The following is a 20,386-nucleotide window of genomic DNA, read 5'->3' as shown; positions in this document are numbered from 1 at the left end:
CTTGCTGACTTTATGATGAAATTTACGAAGACGGAACAAGAAAAGGAAGGGGAGCCCCATGAAATTAAGAGTATCCGCTGTCCAATATCATCTGCATACGATTGGCAGCTTTGACGAGTTCGCCCGTCAGGCCGAACACTATATCAAAACCGCGGAGGAGTTCAGCTCGGATTTCGTGCTGTTCCCCGAGTTTTTTACCACGCAGCTGATGTCGATCGGCTCGCCGGACGGCAGAGCGTTGACCATCCAGGAGCTGCCGGATTTTACAGAGCAATACCGCACTCTGTTTAGCGGATTGGCTCGGCAGACCGGAATGCATATCATCGGCGGCACGCATGTGCTGCGCAAAGGCGACCGGTTGTACAACGTGGCGCATCTGTTTTATCCCGATGGGCGAATCGCGGAGCAAGCCAAGCTGCACATTACGCCTACCGAAGTGACGGAATGGAACATGACGCCGGGCGACGGCCTGGAAGTGTTTGAAACCGACAAGGGCAAAATCGCCATGTTGACTTGTTATGACATCGAGTTTCCGGAGATCGTCCGGATGGCCAAAGCGAAAGGCGCGGACGTCATTTTCTGTCCATCCTGCACGGACGACCGCCATGGCTTCCATCGAGTTCGTTACTGCTGCCATGCGAGAGCGGTCGAGAACCAGGTGTACATCGTCACCACGGGGACGGTCGGATCGCTGCCGACGGTGGACTTCATGCGGGGCAACTTCGGGCAGGCGGCGGTCATCACGCCAAACGACGTACCGTTTCCGCCGCGCGGCATTTTGGTGGAAGGCGAGATCAATGACGATATGATCGTTACCGCCGATCTGGATTTGGAGCTGCTCTATCAGGTTCGGGAGAAAGGCTCCGTCACCACCTGGCGAGATCGTCGGACCGATCTGTACACCGACTGGAACTAAACCAAGCAGAACGCAGGCTGCCCATGGAGGAGAGACGCGATGTATCGTAAAGAATGGTACGTGTTTAATGATCAGGGTCGGCCGGTGCCGGCCGTGATTCGGAACTACGAAGAGAAGGATTTTCCGGGGTTGATCCGCATTCAGCAGGAGAGCTTCCCGCCTCCTTTTCCTTCGGAATTATGGTGGAACGAGGAACAGCTAAGCAACCATGTGCGGTTGTTCCCGGAAGGCGCGTTATGCGTCGAAGTCAACGGGGAGCTGGCAGGCTCCATGACCGGGCTTAAGGTCGATTTCGACCCCGGCAAGCCGGAGCATTCTTGGGCGGACATCACCGATAACGGGTACATCCGCAACCACCGCCCCGATGGGAACACGCTGTACGTCGTGGATATCAGCGTCCGGCCGTCCTACCGGCAATGGGGCCTAGGCAAATGGCTGATGTTGTCCATGTATGAGCTGGTGGTGCACCAAGGCCTCCAGCGTTTGCTGGGCGGCGGCAGAATGCCGGGCTACCATAAGTACGCGGCGGAAATGACGGCAGAGCAATATCTGAACGCCGTTGTGAGAGGTGAGCTGAAGGATCCGGTGATCACCTTCCTGCTGCGCTGCGGCCGTACGCCGGTCACGGTCGTGCGTGATTATCTGGAAGATGAGGAATCGCGGAATTACGCCGCATTGATGGAATGGAGAAATCCGTTTCTCCAGCGCAATTTTGAATAGGAGGCGTTATAAGGTTATGGAATATATCCGAATCACGAATATTCAGGATCCTTTGTTCAAATCGATGCATCAGCTGATGCAAAACGTATTTCCGCCGGAGGAAGTGCTGGAATTTGATCTATGGAAAGAGCCGCTGGAAGACCCCGGCATTCGCGTCTTCGTCGCGGTGCACGAAGGTCAGGTTGTTGGGGCGACGGAGTACCGTTATTATGAGGACTTCAACGTGGCGATGACCGACTTCACGATTATCGGCCAAGCCGGGCTTGGCATTGGTCGGTTCCTGGCGGATCGCCGGCTGCGCGATTTGCACGCTTTGGCGGAGGCGAACGGGAAGAAGCTGCGCGGGATGTTCGCGGAAATCTACAATCCTTACCGGGTGGAGCATCACGAATTCGGCGGCGTGAAGCCGATGGATCCATACGTACGCCGCGAAGTGTTGTCCCACCTCGGGTACATGCGCCTGGACTTTCCGTACGTGCATCCGTCCTGGAACAATGACGGAGAAGCGGTCAGCGGGCTGGATCTTTGCTTCCTGCCGATGGACGGCAACGATGACAGCCTGGAAACGGCGCTGATCGTGCAATTCCTGGAGCGGTATTACACGGTGCTGCCGAACAAGCCGCAAGCGTGGTACGACATGGTGGAAGGCCTGAAAGCGCAGGATCGCATGAAGCTGCTGCCGATTTAAGTCAGGAATCTCTCTCCTGATCGACTTTTTCATAATTATCCCGTTCCTTCAGCACAGAGGCGGCACCCGTCATTGGACAGGTACCGCCTTTGTGTGCTTTTTTGGGATCACCAGTTATTGCCCGAAACCCGAATCACATTGAAATTCGGCGTCTGGTTCTCGCCATAGATGGCCGTAATTCCCGGATTGTTGACCCTAACATTGGTGAAGCGGGCTTCGCCAACAACAGGTCCTTGGCCTTGTTCCGCTCTCACGACCAGCTTAATCCCGTAGCGGGTTGGGTTGTTGATCGTGATGTTTTCTAGCCGTACGTTCTGCATCGGCAGATTCTCCGGCGATTTGGATTGGAACATCAAGCCGAAGTACACCGGATTATTGATGTCCACGTTTTTCACCAGGATATTCTTGAAGTCCCGGTCTCCGCCGAAGAACCAGATCGCCCCGAAGTTCTGATAATCGTTAATCTTGTCGTCCGCTCCGACGCTGGTCCAGAAATCACCGCCGGTACGGTCCAGCGTGACGCCGTCGATGACGGTATCTTGGTCTCCGAAGCCCAGCGTATTATAGCCGAAGCTTAAGCTGCTGATGGTGACGCCGGGGTAAGTGAGCGTATCCGCGCCATACAGGTTCTGGAACAGGTTGTTCTGGCCGCCGTAGACGGCGAAGGCGGCAGCCCGGCGTACGTTGACGGCGGTGAGGTTCGTGTACTTGTTCCCCACATTGTACGAGCCGCCGGCGTCAATTGCGCTAAACAAGGCAAATGCGTCGTCGCCCGTACCGCGGGCATAGTTGTTGTCGATCACGTTGTAGGAAGAGCCGTTGGTCATGTTGATGCCGTCGGCAAACATATTTTTAATCCGGTTATTCTTGAAGGTATTGTAGGAAGAGTTCACGCCCCAATACAGGCAAACGAAATGCTCGGCCCAAATGTTCTCAATGGTGACGTTCTGCATGCCGTTCCCGTCTATGAACTTGCCTGGACCGTCCTGACGGTAGACGTAGTTCCCCCAGGCGGACAAGTCCTTGATGGTGGATCCGTTTGCGGTGGAGCTGATGTTAAACCCAACGTCGGTGTTCGTTTGATTTTGCGGTGCAACCAGCTTGGTATGCCAAGGACCGGCTCCAATGATTTCCGTTGCCCGGCCGTACAGGAAAATCTTCGACGAAATCGTCCACTCCCCAGCCGGAATGAAAATCCCTTTCTTGAACGGATCCTGGCGGAACTCGTTCAGCGCTTGTTCAATCGATTTCGTCGTCGAAACTTCAACATATTTGCTAGGATCCGGATTTGAGGCTGGCGGCGCTACGTTCTCCGTCTCGATCATATCTACGTAAATCCAGGGAACGTCCCCAGCATCCTTCTGGATTCGGATTTTCGTGCCAGCCGGATAGACTTGGTCGAGCAAGAGCTGGGAGTCTTCGTACAGCCAGTAAGCCTTAGAGCCGGAGTTATTGTACCCTAGTTCTCCAAGCGTGGAAGGTGTGGCGTACACGTAAGAGAATTTGGAAGTCACGGTAAAATTGCCTTTATCCACGCCGTTCACATAGATACTGATCGTACCGTTGGTATTCTCAGCTACGGCATTCCGGAGCACAAACGCATTGGCGGGCTGAGTCAGCGTAAACTCCACGTACTCGCCTGTGGCATCCAGATAAACGGCCGAACGTCCGGAGGCTTCACCGGCAAAATCACCCGGCGTAAAGTTCGGCGCCAGCCGCGTTCCATTGGTGCTGTTCGAAGGAGCTTCGGCCTCCAGCACGGTAAATGGCATGTTAGCCCCTCGACCGGAATATAAGCTGACAGTGCTGCTGTTGTTGTTCCGCTTCACTGCGACCTCGTTGGCATCGTCAGCTACCGTTGTCGTTACCGTGTAGCTGCCGTCCACTGCAGTCCACGTTCCCATCGTCACACTGACGGATGCTCCCGGAGCAAGCGTCCCGCTATAGGAACCGTTTAGCGTTCGTACGGTTGTCCCCGAGCTGTTCTTCAGTTCTAAGGTGATCGGGTGCGCTCCGCCGGCGGAAGCGATCGTGCCTTGGTTTTTCAGGTTCACGGTAAAGGTGACGGTATTGCCTGCGCTCGGATTCGAAGGCGTCCAAGCCGCGGTTGCGATCAGGTCGGAGCTTTGTACCTGGTTGATCGTGAGCGGCGTGGGATGCGTGTAGGTGTTGTTCGCTTCATCGGTTTCAAAAACCGCGTTGTCCTCATCCACCTTGGCGATCACGGCGTAAGAACCAGCGTCTTTTGCATCAATTGTGGTGGAGACGTTCGCCGTTGCACCAGGGGCAAGCGCACTAACGGGAGCCGTACCAACAAGGGTGCTTCCTAAGTAGAAGTTCACATTCGTAGCGCCGGATGCCACGGTCCCCGCATTACGGACCACCGCGTTGAGTGTAACGGCTTGGGTCTCATCCGGAGAGGCCGGCGACCAGGAGAGATTGGTTACGGTCAGATCCGGATTGGGTGCAGGTGTTCCAAAGATCTGGAACTCCGCCACTTGCCCGCCGGGGGCCCCGGAATTGGCCGTAAACCGCAGCTGTACTTGGCTTACCGTGGCGCTGACGGGGATGGTGACCGTGTTCTGTGTAGTAGGATTAAACGTATAGGAAGCGGCTGAAACCAGGTTCGTAAAGGTTGTGGAATTTTGATCATGGCCCAGCACTTGGATGGTTTGGGTACGTGTTGCCCATTCGCTGGAAGGGTTCAGCTTCAGGACAATCGACGTAATGTTGGCATTGGCACCCAGATCTACAGTGAGCGTACTCGGATGGCCGTTGCCTTCCCAATAGGTCGAGACGTCGTTATCGTTGGCATTGGCGGCAACAAAAATATACGTTGAGGAGGACGCGGTAATCGTCTTGCCGATGGCGAGATTGGTTCCGGCTTCTCCTCCGGAGCCGTTCCGCGTCACGGTATTGCTTGGCGGCGAAACGTTACCGGCCGCATCCTTGGCGACGACATAGTAAGAGACGGTAACATTCGCCGGCTGCGAGTCTGTATAAGTCAGCGTCGATCCGTTGACGCTGTCGCGAAGCTGACCGTTGGCGTAGATGTCGTACCCGGTTACGCCTACGTTATCCGTTGCGGCGTTCCAAGTCAGCTTGATCGAGCCGGAGGTCGGTTGAGTGAAGGCCAGGTTGGTCGGAGCCGTCGGCGGCTGCGTATCTGCGGAGCTTCCCTGGGTAAATTGGATCCAGTTCATATTAAAATCATAACCGCTGGCATAGACGCGAAGAGTTTGCGTTCCGGCATTTAACGTCACGGTGGCCGTCACGGTCTGCCAATTTTGCCACCCTCCGGTGTTGGGCACCGTCGTTGTAGCCAGCGTCGTTCCACCGGACTTCAGCTGGATTTCGCCTGTACTTGCATTGCTCGCAACCCGGTACTCGACGGTATAGGTGCCCGCACTAACGACGTTGACGTTATAGTCCAGCCAATCTCCGACATGAATCCAGCCGACGTTCAGGCCGCCGCCCGTATCCGTGGTAGGTTCGGTCTGAATGCCGTTCATCGCGGAGTAATTTTCCGCCTCAATCTTGCCCGGAATCACGGAAGGCGCGGCTGGTGCAGCGCCGTACACCTCCACTTCGGAGAGTTGACCCGCCGGCCAGACGGTATTGGCCGTAATGTGAATCCGCACGTACCGAACGCTGGCTGCTGTAAAGTTGATCGTCACCGTATTGGCCGAAGCCGGGTCAAAGGTATAGCTGGCGGAAGCCTTCAGATCGGTGAAGCTCGACCCGTTGGTGCTGCCTTGCACGGATAAAGTTTGTGTCCGGCTTTCCCAACTGGAAGGCAGCTTCAAGACGATCTGATCAATTTGAACCGTGCTGCCGAGATCGATTTGCACCCACCCGGGAAAAGCTTGATTCGTGCTTTCCCAATACGTATTGGCATCGCCATCTGTGACGTTGGAGGCGGGATACACATCGGCGTGCCCGGATTCTGTCGCGGGTTTGCCCGCAGCCAGGTTCGCCCCTCCTGCCGCCTGAACAGGTGCGGTCCACCCCGCTGAAGTGAAGAAAGTTGTGGCGAACATAGCGACGATACATATCCATGTGATGATGCGTCTTTGGCTTTTCACGTCATTCATTCTCCTTTCAGATTCAAGATTTCTCCCTTTCTTACATCTGGCAGAGTTGTCGTGGTGAGCCCCGCGGCACGGCTTACGAATTCTGTTCAATATACCAATGTAAGCGATATCACAAAAAGGCGCATTCCCCCTCTTCCCAAGGATCGGTATAAGTACTGCACTTCCATCGTAAGGAGGATTCGTTTCCAAATAAAGGTGTATTTCTATGGAAATGGTGTGCAGGATTATGGTTTTGGACAAAAAAAGAGACCACCCGTCAGTCCACTGACCGGGCAGTCCCCGATTAAGCGATCGAGGCGCCTTACGCCAACCGCATTTTGAAATCTTCATAACCAAACTCATGCAAAATTTCGCAGTCGCCGTCCTTGTGCTGCAACACGAGTGCCGGCAACGGCATGCCGTTGAAGGTGGTGTTCTTCACCATCGAATAGATGGCCATGTCGCCGAACACCAGACGGTCGCCGGGCTTCAGCGGCTCATCAAACGAGTAGTCGCCGATATTGTCCCCGGACAGGCAGGTTGGTCCGCCCAGCCGGTACGTGTATGGCTTCTCGCCAGGTTCGCCCGATCCAAACAGCGGCGGACGGTACGGCATCTCGAGCACGTCTGGCATATGGCAGGAGGCCGAGGCATCAACGATGGCGATATCCAGGCCGTTTTTCATCGTATCCAGCACTGTTGTGATCAGGTAACCGGCGTTCAGCGCCACCGCTTCGCCCGGTTCCAGATACACTTCTAAGCCGTATTTGTCCTGCATCCGCCGAATGCACGCTTCCAGCAGCGGAATATCGTAGTCCTCGCGCGTGATATGATGGCCGCCGCCGAAATTGATCCATTCCATTTGCGACAGCCATGGACCAAACTTCTCTTCCACCGCATCCAGCGTCGTGACCAAATCGTCTGAGTTCTGCTGGCACAAGGTATGAAAATGAAAGCCAGAAATGCCATCCAGCAGCTCAGGGCGGAAATGCTCGATCGTCACGCCAAACCGCGAGCCATACGCGCAAGGGTTATAGATGTCGTGGCCTACTTGGGTGGAGCATTCCGGGTTGATGCGCAAGCCGACTTTTTTGCCAGCCGCCAGCACCCGATCGCGATATTTCTCCACTTGGGAGAACGAGTTGAAGATCACATGATCGCAAAGCTCGATGATTTCGTCGATCTGATCCTCCCGGTAGGCTGGGGCAAAGACGTGATTCTCCTTGCCCATCGCCTCGCGGCCGAGCCGAGCTTCATACAAGCCGCTGGCCGCCGTGCCGCTTAAATATTTACCGATCAGCGGGTAGGTCGTGTACATCGAAAATGCTTTTTGCGCCAAAATAATCTTCGCACCCGTCCGCTCCATAATCCCGGCCAGGATCTTCAGGTTTTGCTCCAAAAGTTTCTCATCGACCACGTAACAAGGTGTTGGCAGTTCCTCGAAGCGCATATTATCTAATGTACTCCGTTTCTTTGCGCTCTTCGGCGACTTCCTCATCCGGATAGGCATCAACCGGTACCGGATTGAAGCTTTCTTTCCAAGGCAGGCCCCACTTGTTCAGCGCATCCATGAATGGATCTGGATCGAACTCTTCGATGTTGTAAACGCCCGGTTTGTTCCAAGTGCCGTTGATGATCATCATTGCGCCGATCATGGCCGGAACGCCCGTCGTGTAAGCTACGGCTTGGGAGCCAACTTCTTTGTAGCATTCTTCGTGGTCGCAGACATTGTACAGGTAGTACATTTTATCTTTGCCGTCTTTTTTCCCTTTGAAAATGCAGCCGATGTTCGTTTTGCCCTTCGTGCGCGGTCCCAGCGAAGATGGATCCGGCAGGACGGCTTTCAGGAACTGCAGCGGCACGATTTGCTTGCCTTCGAATTCGATCGGCTCGATGGAAGTCATGCCGACGTTTTCGAGGCATTTCAGGTGGGTCAGGTAGCTTTGACCAAACGTCATGAAGAAGCGGATCCGTTTGATGCCCGGAATGTTGAGGGCCAGGGACTCGATTTCCTCATGGTGCAGCAGGTACATATCTTTCTCCCCAATTTCCGGGAAGTTGTAGACGCGTTTGATTTCCATCGGCTCGGTTTCGACCCATTGGCCGTTCTCCCAGTAGCTGCCCTTCGCGGACACTTCACGGATGTTGATCTCCGGGTTGAAGTTGGTCGCAAACGGATAGCCGTGGTCGCCGGCGTTGCAGTCGAGGATGTCGATGTACTCGATTTCGTCAAAATGATGTTTCAGCGCATAAGCGGAAAATACACCGGTTACGCCAGGGTCAAAGCCGCTGCCCAGCAGTGCGGTGATGCCGGCTTTCTCAAAGCGTTCGCGGTATTCCCATTGCCATTTGTATTCAAATTTCGCGGTATCTTCCGGCTCATAGTTGGCGGTATCCAGATAGTGCGTCTTGGTCGCCAAGCAGGCTTCCATGATCGTCAAATCTTGATACGGCAGAGCCAGGTTCATCACGATGTCCGGTTTAACTTCGTTGATCAGCGCGATCAGCTCTTCGACGTTGTTAGCGTCCACTTGAGCTGTCGTGATTTTCGTTTTGCCGCCGTCCAGCTTCGCTTTCAGGGCGTCGCATTTCGACTTGGTGCGGCTGGCGATGCAGATTTCTTCAAATACCTCGCTGTTTTGTACGCATTTGTGGATTGCCACGGAAGCCACGCCGCCGCAGCCGATGATTAGTGCTTTTCCCATTTGTCCATCTCCTACCTTCTTTAATAATTTGACAATAGTGGTGTGAAACGTAAAAAAAGCAAGTGATTGAACGCATAACCCGCGCATCACTTGCTTCTGATATAGTCAATATTAAGAAATGCTCCATCACAACGGACGAACGCCCGTCTTCATCGCCGCACGAAATGGCTTCGTACGAACGCACGCACTGGAATTCTTAATATTCAATATATCATGTTTGATCAGAGTCTATTTAGCAAATAATTCGCCTTTACCACTCTTATTGACCGTTTCACAAGTTGATGTGCATTATGCACTGGTTGTAAAGTAACCAACTTATAAAATTTGAGCTTTTAACTCAATCAATAAGGCAACTAAGTTGCCAATCGGCATTTGACCCGGCTGTCCGTATGGCCTTAACTTCCCAGAGAGAAGTGGTCAAAAAATTATCTGCTTGGAAAGACTCGCGATATATTGAATACAACCTTTCCAAAAATCATGCTCCTTAATATTAGCAGGAACTGATTCGGAGGGCAATAGCTAATTTAAAATATTTTTTTGGTAAGGGAGGAACTTGTTTACGCTAACGCTTACCACGAAGCTTATTTGGCGAAAAACAGGGGGGCTGGCGTTCTAACGCTTGTCAGCGTGCTTATGGACGGAAAATACGCCGCGGAACACGGAAAATGGACCCAATAGAGTGCTAGGCAAGCGTTACATTTGGAAACAGCCTATTTTGGCGCAAATAGCGTTTGTCACAAGCGTTACACTTACTTGAGAGGCGGAATCCCAATCCATCCGTCGCAATAGGAGGCATCTCGAAAAAATCCGTTGCGAGTGATGGCATCCCGATCAATGATCGCGAGGTCTAGCATCCCGGATCAATCCGTCGCGGCTGGTCGGCTGGCGCGGGGTCTTCTGGTCTCTAGGTCGTCCTCAAATTGACGCGAATCAAGGAATGCCCCTGGTTCCCGAGTTACGATGAAGCTATCGATAACCGAAAGGGGATATGTCCAATGATTACCGTCAAATGGAAAGTAGAAGAGTTAACCTGCCCAAGCTGCATCAAGAAAATCGAAAGCGCGCTGTCGAAACAGCCGGGGGTACAGGAAGTCAAAGTGTTGTTCCACTCCAGCCAGGTAAAGGCCCGGTTCGATGAGAGCCTGGTGCAGGAGGAGCTGCTTCAGAGCATGCTGGCCAAGCTTGGGTATCCAGTGCTGGCGGGAGGAGGGCGTGGCGATGGCCAAGCCTCGTAAAGTGGCGGCATTGTTGGCGTCGGGGCTTCTGCTGGCCCTGGCCGGGTTGTTCCACCTCCTGGGATGGGAGGTGGCCCGAAGCGCCGCGCTGCTGCTGGCCTCGGCGATATCCGGTTGGTCGATCGCAGTGAGAGCTGTTCGTTCGCTTCTCATACGCGTCTTCAGCATCGAGCTATTGGTGACGATCGCGATGATTGGTGCGATCATCCTCGGCGAATACGTCGAGGCGGCTGCGGTGGCCTTCTTATTCCGGCTCGGGGCATACCTCGAGGCCATCACGCTGAGCAAGACGCGCTCCGCCTTGAAAGCCCTGATCGATATGGCCCCGGCGGAAGCCATCGTCCTGCGGGACGGCGTTCAGGTCAAGGTGCTCGCGTCCGAAGTGGTGCGCGGGGACCGGGTGCTTCTGTCGTCCGGCAGCAAGATCGCGGTCGACGGCCAGGTCGCTTCCGGCCAAGCCCTCGTTAACGAGGCGGCGATTACCGGCGAACCGGTGCCCGTTGCCAAGCAGGTCCACGACCACGTGTTTAGCGGAACAACCGTGGATACGGGCTACCTTGAAGTCATCGCCGAGCAGGTTGGGGAGGACACCACCTTTGCCAAAATCATCGAGCTGGTGGAAGAAGCCCAGGAGTCCAAGGCGAAGACGCAAAAGTTTTTGGACAAATTCGCTTCGTATTATACGCCGGGCATGTTGCTGTTGGCGGTTCTGGTGTTCATCGTCTCTCGGAATCCCGAGCTTGCCCTGACGTTTCTGGTGATCGCTTGTCCGGGGGCTCTGGTGATTTCCGTACCGGTGTCAATGGTTGCCGGATTGGGAAACGGCGCCGCAAACGGCTTGTTGATCAAAGGCGGGGAAGTCCTGGAAAACCTCGCCCGGGCGGAGGTGGTTGTGTTCGACAAAACCGGGACTTTAACGGAGGGGAGACCAACCGTGGTTTCGGTACACACCTATGGCGGCGTGCAGGAACGCGAGCTGTTGGAGCTGACGGCTGCATTGGAAGCGGCATCGGAGCATCCGCTTGGACAAGCGATTGTGAACGCAGCGAAGGCTCGGAATGTAGAGCCGGCGGGTCGGCCGAAGCAGGTGGAAGTGCACAAAGGATGCGGGATTCGTGGTGAGGTTCGCGGACGGACGGTTCGGGTCGGGAAGCGGGAATGGTTGGAGCAGCAAGGCGTTGCCATAAGCAAGGATGTGTGGGGCGAGGCAGAACGTCAAGAGAAGCGAGGGTATACGGTTGTGTTCGCCGCTGCTGATGGAATGTTGATTGGCGTTATCGCCATCGCAGACCCGGTTCGAGCCGAAGCGCAGGAAGCGATCCAAGGGCTTAAGCGGAAAGGCGTGAAGCGAGTGGTGATGCTGACCGGCGACAATCGGCATGCCGCTCAGCAGGTTGCGGACCGGCTTGGGATTGACCAGGTGCACGCCGGGCTTCTTCCGGCAGATAAGGTGGCGTTGATCCAGGAATGGCAACGGCAGGGCAGACGTGTGACGATGCTTGGAGACGGCATCAACGACGCGCCGGCTATAGCCGCCGCGGACATCGGGCTGGCGATGGGAGGTGCGGGGACGGACATTGCGATAGAGACTGCGGATGCGGTCATTATGGCTGACCGGCTGGATAAGCTCGTATATGCCCGCCAGCTGGCGAAGCGCACGGTCCGCAATATGAAGCAAAACGTATCGTTTGCCATCGCGGTCGTGGTTCTGTTGCTGGCGGGGGTATTAACGAGGCATATTTATTTAGCCTCGGGGATGTTTATTCATGAGTTCAGCGTGATTTTGGTGATTCTGAACGCCCTTCGTCTGACATGGCGAGGGAGGGGCACCAGGACCAACCGGAACATGCGTCGCAACGTCGATCCTAAGGCGATGATTACAACTGTCTCAACCGCTCCAGGATATCCTCCGGATCGGGGCGTTTCATGAAGTACGGTTCGACATAGGCAGAGCGGATGATGCCGGACTCGTCGATCATAAACGTAGACGGAATCGGCAGAATCCAAAGGTTGGTGGCGTTATATTCCGCCAGATTCAGATTGAACTGATTCAGGAAGATGTTCTGAAAGGTCAGCACAACCGGACCTTGGGACAGCTTGTCGAAGAGGTTCACGGTTTCCCCCAGCGGGTTTTTCAGAGTAAAATCCTTTGCCTTCTCACCTTCCATCAAACCGTACTCTCTGCCCGCTTGTTGCTGCTCACGGATCAAGCGCTGCAATTCGTTATACGCATCTGCTGGTGTATTTGCAATGACTCCTTGTTTTAACTGGTCCAAGCTTTGAGTGAAAGACATGATCGACGCACCTCTTATTTGGATTTTTTGGATTGTCAACTCCATTTTTTTATTTTGTTGGCGAGCCCCGGCCCGAAAACGCAAAAACCCCGCAACCAAGCGCTTTCCGCCGGTTGCGGGGGGATGAAAACGGCGAATTTCCCTCCTTCTGAGTACCTCATATCGTATTTTCATTTCTGGGTGGTTTCTAGACCAGATGGGAGCGGATATGCTCCAGCATCGCATCGAGCACGGCCTCTAGTGCGCAGATATCTTTGCGAACCTGCGTCATGAGCAGTCCGCCTTGCAGCGCCGTCAGCAGCGCCAGTGCCAGCCGGTCCGGATCGGCGTCAGCGCGCATTTCACCGCGATCCCGCATCGCACGAAGCCCTTGGCTAATCGCCTGCTCCCATTGCAGGAAGCAGGAAGCCAGCGCAGACCGGGCCGCTGGTTCCATATCGGCCAGCTCGCTGGCCAATGAACCGATGGGGCATCCGCCCTGAAACTTCCGGTCAATCTGCGATTGGATCACGGCGTCACGCCAGGCCTGCAGGGCTTCCATGCTGTCCAGATGGCTGAGCAAGGGTTCTTGTGCACCTAACACCTGCTCGGTCTGGTATAGGATGACGGCCAGCACCAGATCCCGCTTCTCCTTAAAATAATGATAAAGCTGCGAGGAGCTGACCTTCGCCTCCTTCTGCACATCCTCCACGCTCGTCCCCGCGACCCCGCGTTCGAACATCAGTTTAGCAGCGGCAGCGATGATGCGGCTGCGCGTTTCTCTCCCTTTTTTCGTAAGCTTTGGTTCCGGATTAGGTGTAGTTATCGTGGTTTTCATAGTCTTAGTATAGCAAAAATGGAGTCCCCCATCCAGAAATGTATGGCGGGGCTACGACATCGAGCCGACGTTTCAGCTACGGACCGTAATGTCCTTATTGCTCAATTTCCCGGCGATTTCCCGTTTTAACGGATCGGAGTGCCTTTATGAGTCGGGTACAGGCAAGAATTTGGCCAAACCAACCTGAATAAGGTCTGTGGAGTCCGTTAAGTATTAGGAGCCAACCTATTTTGCTCCAATAGCGGCTCTCCTGTCCCTTAGCTCATCCGCACCAATTAGTTCTACTAGCCACCGGAGCACCCTTCGTCTTCTTAGCTCTCCCAGTTTCTTCTCCCCCTACGCCTTACCCTAGACTATTGCGTTTTAGAAAACATATGTTACTATTAACATACGTTAAACAAAACAGAGGTGAGCAACATGTCGATTAATTACGCGATTTTGGGGATGCTGAGCGCCCGGTCTCTGACCGGTTACGATTTGAAGAAGATCATTCAGGATTCACCGTTTATGCCTTGGTCGGGCAATAACAATCAAATTTACAAGGCGTTAGTTGAGCTGCTGGAGGAGGGCTGGGTGACGAACGAGGTCCAGCATCAAGACAGCGCCCCATCGAAGAAGATCTACACGATCACGGATGCCGGGCGGGAAGAACTGAAGGCCTGGGTACTGTCCCCGCCAGAGCTGCCGGAGTTCAAAAATACCTTCCTCGTGCGCCTCGCCTGGGCGGATTCGTTGGGTGAAGACGAACTGAACGCCCTCCTTACGGGGTATGAGCACGAAATTTATCTGCTGCTCGCCGCAGAGGAGGAGAAGCTGCGCCGGGGTGAGTTTTCCCCGCGTCGCACCCCTCGGGAAGCCTATCTCTGGGATCAAATTCATGGACGGGTTCTGGAGCAATACCGGAGCGAGCTGGACTGGATCCGCCAACTTCGCGAGGATTTGGGGATTCGTTCGAATAAGAAAGGGGAGAAACCTGTGAACTATCAAGTTGTGGAGAAAAATAACCAAACCATCGTGGTCGTCACGTCTGCCGAACCGCCGATCACCACCGGGCAGGACGCGATTCGCCTCATCGAAGCGTGCATCGAGCACAACGCCGGACGGCTCATTGTTTATGCTGAGGCGTTGTCCGAGGATTTTTTCAACTTGAGAACGGGATTGGCCGGAGAGATTCTGCAGAAATTTGTGAACTTCTCGCTTCGGACTGCCCTTGTGGTTGCCGACGGGAGCCTCATTAAAGGCCGGATGAAGGACCTGCTCGCAGAGTCCCATCGGGGGAATACTCTTCGGGTGTTTGCCAGCCAAGCCGAGGCGGAGAATTGGTTAGCAGAAAGTTAAGACGGGCAACATTTCAACTCCGATGGGCTTCGCTGGTGATGCATGTCCCGGGAATGGTATAATTTTCTTATGGACAATGCGCTTGGGAGGCCAATCAATGAGAGAAGAGCTATTGGAACAGCTGCAAACGTGGCATGAAGAGGATGAATACGAAAAGATCGTTCAAGCGGTCATGGACGTGCCGGAGGAAGAAAGAGATTATCAGCTGATCAGCCATTTGGGGCGTGCGCTGAATAATCTGGAACGGTACGAAGAGGCGGTTGAGCAATTCCTGAAGATTGCTGATGAGGGTCAGGATGACCCGTTGTGGCATTATCGGATCGGCTTGGCGTATTACTATTTGGATCGGTATGACGAAGCGCGGATCGCGTTTGAGACGGCAGATCGGTTGGAGCCGGGAGACGAGGATACGTTGGAGTTCTTGAGTTGGATCGAAGAGAAGACAGCTGCAGGCGAGGCTGGGGACGAGGAAGCAACATCGGAGTCGTCTGCGTCTGAAGCGGCGGAAGCTAAGGGTTCGGAGGGCGAGCAAATCGCGGCGGAACCGGTCGTTTTCGAAGGGGATTTTGACGCGGAGGGCTTCTGGGACGATGACAATCCTGCGGCAGAGAAGTACGTCTCGGCGCCACCTACAGATGCGCTGGTCGAGTCTGTGGAGGAGTCACTTGTTTTCCGGTTGCCGGCTTTTTATGTGAACCTGATGAAAGTGCATAATGGTGGAATCCCTCGGAACCGATACTTCCGGACTCAAACCGGCGAGACCATCGAGATTCTAGGAATCATGGGCATCGGACGGGAAAAACCGCACTCCCTGTGCGGGGCAGCCGGAAGCCGTGCCACGATCGAGCGGGAAGGATATCCCGAATTCGGTGTGGTCCTCTGCGATACGCCGTCTGACACCGGGGTCGTGATGCTTGATTATCGGGAATCCACCAACGTTGGCGAGCCGGAGGTGGTTTACGTTGAGAAGGCCAGCAAGAAGGCCACTCCTCTCGCGCCGAACTTCGAGGCGTTCGTACGGGGATTGACGGGCGGAACGCAAGAGTAAAAATGTTATTCGTGTATGTAATCCGGACAGAGGTGTTGTCAGGGGGATTTTTTGGGATGGGCAACTGAGCTAACGGACTCCAGAGACGTTAAATGTCCTTGCAGGGGATGTTCGCAGCTCTAACGGACTCACGGGGCGTTATTAGCCAAAGATGAACTCGAATGATGAGAAAAAGAGCCCAATAAGGTACTTGGAGTCCGTTACAACGGGAAATTCTCGGGAAATGGATAAATAGCGCCAATGAGGTCCGTTAGCTCGGGAGCGTGATTAGCGGTTATTTTTAGAAGTTCTGTTCAATCTAACAACAGGTAAGAAAAAATAACCTAAACGGAGTGAACAGACATGACAGTGACAAATAACCAGACGGCGCACCAAGAAGCGGTGGAGACGGTGCGGAAATTGATCAAGGGCATCGACATCGCGATGCTGACCACGGTGACGAAGGAAGGGCTGGTGGCGCGTCCGATGAAAACCCAGGAAGTCGAATTTGACGGGGATCTGTGGTTCCTCACCAAAGAGGAGACGGATAAATACAGCCAGCTGAAGGATCATCCTCATGTGAACGTGTCGTACGTTGGGGATTCCTACGTATCGGTACGCGGGACGGCGGAGGTGGTCAACGACCGGGAGAAGATTAAGCAGTTTTGGAACGCCGCCTATGCCAAGTTCCTGCATACGACCAGCGACGATCCGAATCTAGTCCTGATCAAAGTGAAGGCCGAAGCGGCGGAATATTGGGAAACCGGCAATCTCGTCAAAGTGATCAAGCGCATGTTCTCCCAGCTGACGGGCAAGGAAACGGAAGCGGAGCTGAACAAGACGGTGAAATTGTAGGTGTGCGCACCTATCAAGAAAAGCCGCCTCTCGGCGGGTCGGATGACGACCTACAGGAGGCGGCTTTGGCTTTTGGGTTTAAACCGCTGTTCTTATTTCTTCACCGGAATCAAAATCTTCTGTCCAATCCGGATCAAGTGCGGATTCTTCAGTTTGTTGTACTTGGCCAGTGCTTGCCACGTCGTGCCGTGCTCCAGTGCAATGTGGTACAACGTGTCACCCTTCTTCACGATGTGGACGATGTCCTTCTCAGTTGCAGGAGCAGGTTCAGGCTTCGGCGTAGGGGCCGGTGTTGGTGCAGGTGCAGGTTCCGGTGTCGGTTCTGGCGTTGGCGTTGGCGTTGGTTCCGGAGTCGGGTTCACCGACTCCGCTGCCGAGCTCAGCTTGAACTTGGCATAGCCGTCTTCCGTATTAGTTACATACTCCAGGTTGCCGGCCTTCGCAGCGGCTTCCTTAGCGGCTGGCGAAGTTTCGAACGTCACGTTGGCGTTACCGAACGGAGCGAGCGACCAGTTGCCGTCTGCCGTCGGGTTGATCGTGCCGTTCTCACGGATGTAGTCGATGATGACTTGGCGGTTCTCATCCGGCGAAGCCAGGATGATGCGCTTGCCGTCCGGGTTCGCAAATTTGCTGGACGACGCGCGATAGTTGTTGCTGGCGACAACGAATTTTTGCTCAGGATCAATCGGCTTGCCGTTATAGGACAGATTCACGATCCGGCTGGCTTTTTCATTGACCAAGTTGCCTTTCGCATCGTATTTCGCCGGTTGCGTCACGTCGATTTGATACGTTACGCCGTCGATCACATCATAGTTATACGTAGGGAAATCGTAGTTCACCAATTCTTGCTCTTCCGTTTTGTTCGGATCGATTTGGTTGAACTGTCCGGCGGACCATTCGAGCCATTCCTTAAGCTCGGCGCCGGTTACCAGCACAGCGTTTACTGTGTTGGAGTACAGGTACAGGTCGGCTACGTTCTTAATCGCGATATCCCCGGCAGGAATATCCGTATAGTAGTTCGCGCCTTGACGTCCGCCGGCTTTAAATGGAGCGCCTGCCGACAGTACGGGCAATCCTTCGTATTCCGTGCCTTGCAGATGCTTCTCGACGTACCATTTTTGCGCGTTGGTCACGATTTGGATGGAAGGATCGTCCTGAATCAGGGCGAACCAGCTGTTAATTGGAGCCGTTGTCTTGCCCACCGGGCCGCGGATGTATTCCAGGGTAGCCTCGTGGTCCTCTTTAATCGCGTCCCAGATCGTTGGGTCGGCATCTACCAGCGGCTTCTTATTCTCCGTATCGTAAATCGGCTTCACAGCGACTTTGGAATTCTTCACCGTCCAAGTATCACCGGATTTCTCCAGCGTCAGGTCGATGATTCCCAAGTTGTTGCCCCAATATCCCGGTTCTACGGCAGGAACACCGTTGATCGTCCCTTTGGCCAGGTCGACGCCGGTTTTGCCTTCGAAGGAAGCGTCCGGGAACACCTTATGCGCGTGACCGAACAGGATCGCGTCGATGCCTTCCACCTTGCTCAGGTAGAGGACGGAGTTCTCCATCAGCGGGGTTTGCGGAATGTCCTCGAAGCCGGAGTGCGGTACCGCGATGATGAGGTCTGCGCCTGCTTTTTTCATCTCAGGAACGAATTTCTTTGCAGTTTCTACGATATCCTTCGTGATAACTTTCCCTTCAAGATTCGCCTTGTCCCAAGACAAAATTTGCGGAGGCACGAAGCCGATCACGCCAACCTTCAGCGTGTGCTTCGCTCCGGTGCTGTCGGTCACCTCTTTGTCGAGGATGATGTATGGAGTGAAGGCGTTTTTGTCGTTCGAAGGGTCTTGATCTTGATCATCTAAGTAAATGTTGGCGTTGACGTAAGGAAAATCCGAGCCTGCTACCGCCGTCTTCAGGAAATCCAGACCGTAGTTGAACTCGTGGTTGCCGAAGTTGCCGACATCATAACCAAGCAAATTCATCGCTTTGTAAACCGGATGGGTCTCGCCCTCTTGCAGCTTGTCTACCGTCGCGACATAGTCGCCCAGCGGATTCCCTTGAATCAGGTCACCGTTGTCGATCAGCAAGCTGTTCTTCGCTTCCGCACGCGCTTGCTTGATCAGCGTGGCGGTCTTGGCCAAGCCGTACTCATCGGTAGGCTTATCCGCAAAATAGTCGTAGTTCACGATGTTCACATGGAGGTCGGTCGTCTCCATAATGCGGAGTTCTACGGTTGCTGCATTGCTCGTGTCTGCTGCAGACGCCGTGAATGGCAGGGCTGCCAGGCTGGCCGCAAGCAAGGATGCAAGGATAAATTTAGGACTGCGGGATTTGATCAAGTTCACTCCTCCTTAAATTTTTGAGTATTGCCTAACATGTGATGCAATAATTTTGTACTGAGATAATAGTTCAAATTGTCTTATTTATTTTATATGATTTGGAAGAGTATGTCATTTGGAGTTTTTTATTTCATGCATGAGGTTAATAGATTGTAATGGAGGAACAGAAACGTAATAATTAACCAACCAACTCATCAATTTCTACAGATCGCTATGATTCACTCTCAATCTTTTACAACTTTCTCCATTTATTTTCTCTTCTGCCACTATACTTGAAATCGTTTCTGATGTCTCTCAATCCTTTCTTTTGTCGAGCAAGCAATTAAAGAGTTAATTTTAGTAAAAGTTAGCTTGTATATAGATTATATGTAAAAATAACACAATTGCGGTTGACGTGAAAATGAGTTTAATGGTAATATTTAGGCGAAATCATTATTAACAAAAATGGGATATAATGAGAATTATGTTCAAAAAAGGAGCAATATTTTTATTATCTATCGTGCTATTGTTTACATCTTTAGGAGCTGCAAATGCTAGCGATGATCAATTTTCTAAAAAGAGTGATGTAAGTAACAATGCAAGCTTACAGACAGTTTCTGTTCGTGATATTGTACCTTCAAAATACTTTGAATCAGTAAAGGGGAAATTTCACTCAAAGAAAGCAGTACTAGAGGCTACAGGATTTAAGAGAGTAACATCGAAAAAACTTAGCGATATGAAGTTTGAAAACGGAGCGATTATTGTTAATAGTTTTGATGAATATGCAGCATTACTACAGTATTACGCTGATTTGGAAAAAATGTATAATAATTCGAATATTCTTAATTCCGTTTCTCCAACCGCTACATACACCGATTATTCTGAACAAACAATTTGGGGAGACGGATTAGGTGGGGGGGAACAAACCTTTCCTGGATTGTAGGTATTGTACAATTTGAAAGACATGACAAGTCTGGTGATTATAAAATAGTAAAAGTGACTGATACCGATAGTGTATTACGTGGATTCCATCCAGGGAATTCCTGGGGACACAGCGACGCTAGAACAACTTATGGTATCAACTCTGGCGGACTCTCAGGATGGGCCTGGATTAGAGGAGATAGAACCCTCTCAATAATTTGGGAAGGTGTTGGTGATGTTCTTACAAAAGCAGAAGCATATTATATGACTTTCAGCTAAGAATTTCATTTCATCATAAGCTACCACCTTGTCAGAAGGTGGTAGCTTGATATTATACAACGAAAGGAATCTATATATGAATGCTAATAATGAACATAAAGACGTTGAACAACGTTTAAATGATTTAGAGAAGCGAATGGATTTTCATGACAAGAAATGGAAGTTAATAAAAAAGGTAATAACTATTATCATCTCTATTTGGTTAT

The 20,386-nt window shown here is 52.9% G+C and carries 15 protein-coding genes; 9 read left to right on the top strand and 6 right to left on the bottom strand.

Annotation, left to right across the window (positions count from 1 at the left end):
- Positions 1–58: 58 nt before the first annotated feature.
- From U9M73_RS17220 to U9M73_RS17210, 3 genes are read left to right on the top strand one after another with little or no spacing between them, the layout of a single operon-like run.
- Complete coding sequence (locus U9M73_RS17220) at positions 59–916, top strand: carbon-nitrogen hydrolase family protein (RefSeq protein WP_009223433.1); 858 nt, start codon at positions 59–61, stop codon at positions 914–916.
- Positions 917–955: 39 nt separating this feature from the next.
- Complete coding sequence (locus tag U9M73_RS17215) at positions 956–1,636, top strand: GNAT family N-acetyltransferase (RefSeq protein WP_009223434.1); 681 nt, start codon at positions 956–958, stop codon at positions 1,634–1,636.
- Between the two features lie 16 nt (positions 1,637–1,652).
- Positions 1,653–2,324, top strand: coding sequence for a GNAT family N-acetyltransferase (locus U9M73_RS17210; RefSeq protein ID WP_009223435.1), 672 nt, complete (start codon positions 1,653–1,655; stop codon positions 2,322–2,324).
- 107 nt (positions 2,325–2,431) lie between these two features.
- Here U9M73_RS17210 and U9M73_RS17205 read toward each other — a convergent pair whose 3' ends face one another.
- From U9M73_RS17205 to U9M73_RS17195, 3 genes are all read right to left on the bottom strand, one after another.
- Entirely contained in the window at positions 2,432–6,418 is a 3,987-nt protein-coding gene (locus U9M73_RS17205) for a carbohydrate-binding protein (protein WP_323078245.1), read from the bottom strand.
- A gap of 301 nt (positions 6,419–6,719) precedes the next feature.
- Positions 6,720–7,847, bottom strand: coding sequence for a carboxynorspermidine decarboxylase (nspC, locus tag U9M73_RS17200; RefSeq protein ID WP_009223437.1), 1,128 nt, complete (start codon positions 7,845–7,847; stop codon positions 6,720–6,722).
- Position 7,848: 1 nt separating this feature from the next.
- Positions 7,849–9,102 (bottom strand): saccharopine dehydrogenase family protein, encoded by a 1,254-nt coding sequence (locus U9M73_RS17195; RefSeq protein ID WP_323078243.1) that lies wholly within the window; start codon positions 9,100–9,102, stop codon positions 7,849–7,851.
- 995 nt (positions 9,103–10,097) lie between these two features.
- On the opposite strand from U9M73_RS17195, the gene U9M73_RS17190 reads away from it, so the two are divergent.
- The gene (locus tag U9M73_RS17190; protein WP_009223439.1) at positions 10,098–10,337 is read left to right on the top strand and encodes a heavy-metal-associated domain-containing protein; all 240 of its coding nucleotides are present in this window, start codon (positions 10,098–10,100) and stop codon (positions 10,335–10,337) included.
- On the top strand, positions 10,321–12,267 hold the full coding sequence (locus tag U9M73_RS17185) for a heavy metal translocating P-type ATPase (protein WP_323078241.1): 1,947 nt from the start codon (positions 10,321–10,323) through the stop codon (positions 12,265–12,267). Before U9M73_RS17190 ends, U9M73_RS17185 begins: the two co-directional genes overlap by 17 nt.
- Here the strand turns inward: U9M73_RS17185 and U9M73_RS17180 are convergent.
- Entirely contained in the window at positions 12,215–12,631 is a 417-nt protein-coding gene (locus tag U9M73_RS17180) for a thioredoxin domain-containing protein (RefSeq protein ID WP_323078240.1), read from the bottom strand. The genes U9M73_RS17185 and U9M73_RS17180 overlap by 53 nt on opposite strands.
- A 187-nt stretch (positions 12,632–12,818) precedes the next feature.
- Positions 12,819–13,448 carry a TetR/AcrR family transcriptional regulator gene (locus U9M73_RS17175; protein WP_050769687.1) on the bottom strand — a complete coding sequence of 210 codons (630 nt, stop codon included), beginning with the start codon at positions 13,446–13,448 and terminating at the stop codon, positions 12,819–12,821.
- 417 nt (positions 13,449–13,865) lie between these two features.
- Here U9M73_RS17175 and U9M73_RS17170 point away from each other — a divergent pair, with 417 nt between their 5' ends.
- The 3 genes from U9M73_RS17170 to U9M73_RS17160 all read left to right on the top strand — a co-directional run bounded on the left by U9M73_RS17170 (position 13,866) and on the right by U9M73_RS17160 (position 16,668).
- The gene (locus U9M73_RS17170; RefSeq protein ID WP_323078237.1) at positions 13,866–14,786 is read left to right on the top strand and encodes a PadR family transcriptional regulator; all 921 of its coding nucleotides are present in this window, start codon (positions 13,866–13,868) and stop codon (positions 14,784–14,786) included.
- A 97-nt stretch (positions 14,787–14,883) separates the two neighbouring features.
- Entirely contained in the window at positions 14,884–15,834 is a 951-nt protein-coding gene (locus U9M73_RS17165) for an SMI1/KNR4 family protein (RefSeq protein WP_009223444.1), read from the top strand.
- Between the two features lie 342 nt (positions 15,835–16,176).
- On the top strand, positions 16,177–16,668 hold the full coding sequence (locus U9M73_RS17160) for a pyridoxamine 5'-phosphate oxidase family protein (RefSeq protein WP_009223445.1): 492 nt from the start codon (positions 16,177–16,179) through the stop codon (positions 16,666–16,668).
- A 92-nt stretch (positions 16,669–16,760) separates the two neighbouring features.
- On the opposite strand, the gene U9M73_RS17155 is transcribed toward U9M73_RS17160, so the two are convergent.
- Positions 16,761–19,001, bottom strand: coding sequence for a bifunctional 2',3'-cyclic-nucleotide 2'-phosphodiesterase/3'-nucleotidase (locus U9M73_RS17155; protein WP_323078235.1), 2,241 nt, complete (start codon positions 18,999–19,001; stop codon positions 16,761–16,763).
- A 463-nt stretch (positions 19,002–19,464) separates the two neighbouring features.
- On the opposite strand from U9M73_RS17155, the gene U9M73_RS17150 reads away from it, so the two are divergent.
- Positions 19,465–19,923, top strand: coding sequence for a hypothetical protein (locus U9M73_RS17150; RefSeq protein ID WP_323078233.1), 459 nt, complete (start codon positions 19,465–19,467; stop codon positions 19,921–19,923).
- Positions 19,924–20,386 lie beyond the last annotated feature (463 nt).

Origin of the sequence: Paenibacillus phoenicis (assembly GCF_034718895.1) — a bacterium.
Classification (GTDB): domain Bacteria; phylum Bacillota; class Bacilli; order Paenibacillales; family Paenibacillaceae; genus Fontibacillus; species Fontibacillus phoenicis.
This window is presented reverse-complemented; position numbering and strand designations above follow the sequence as displayed.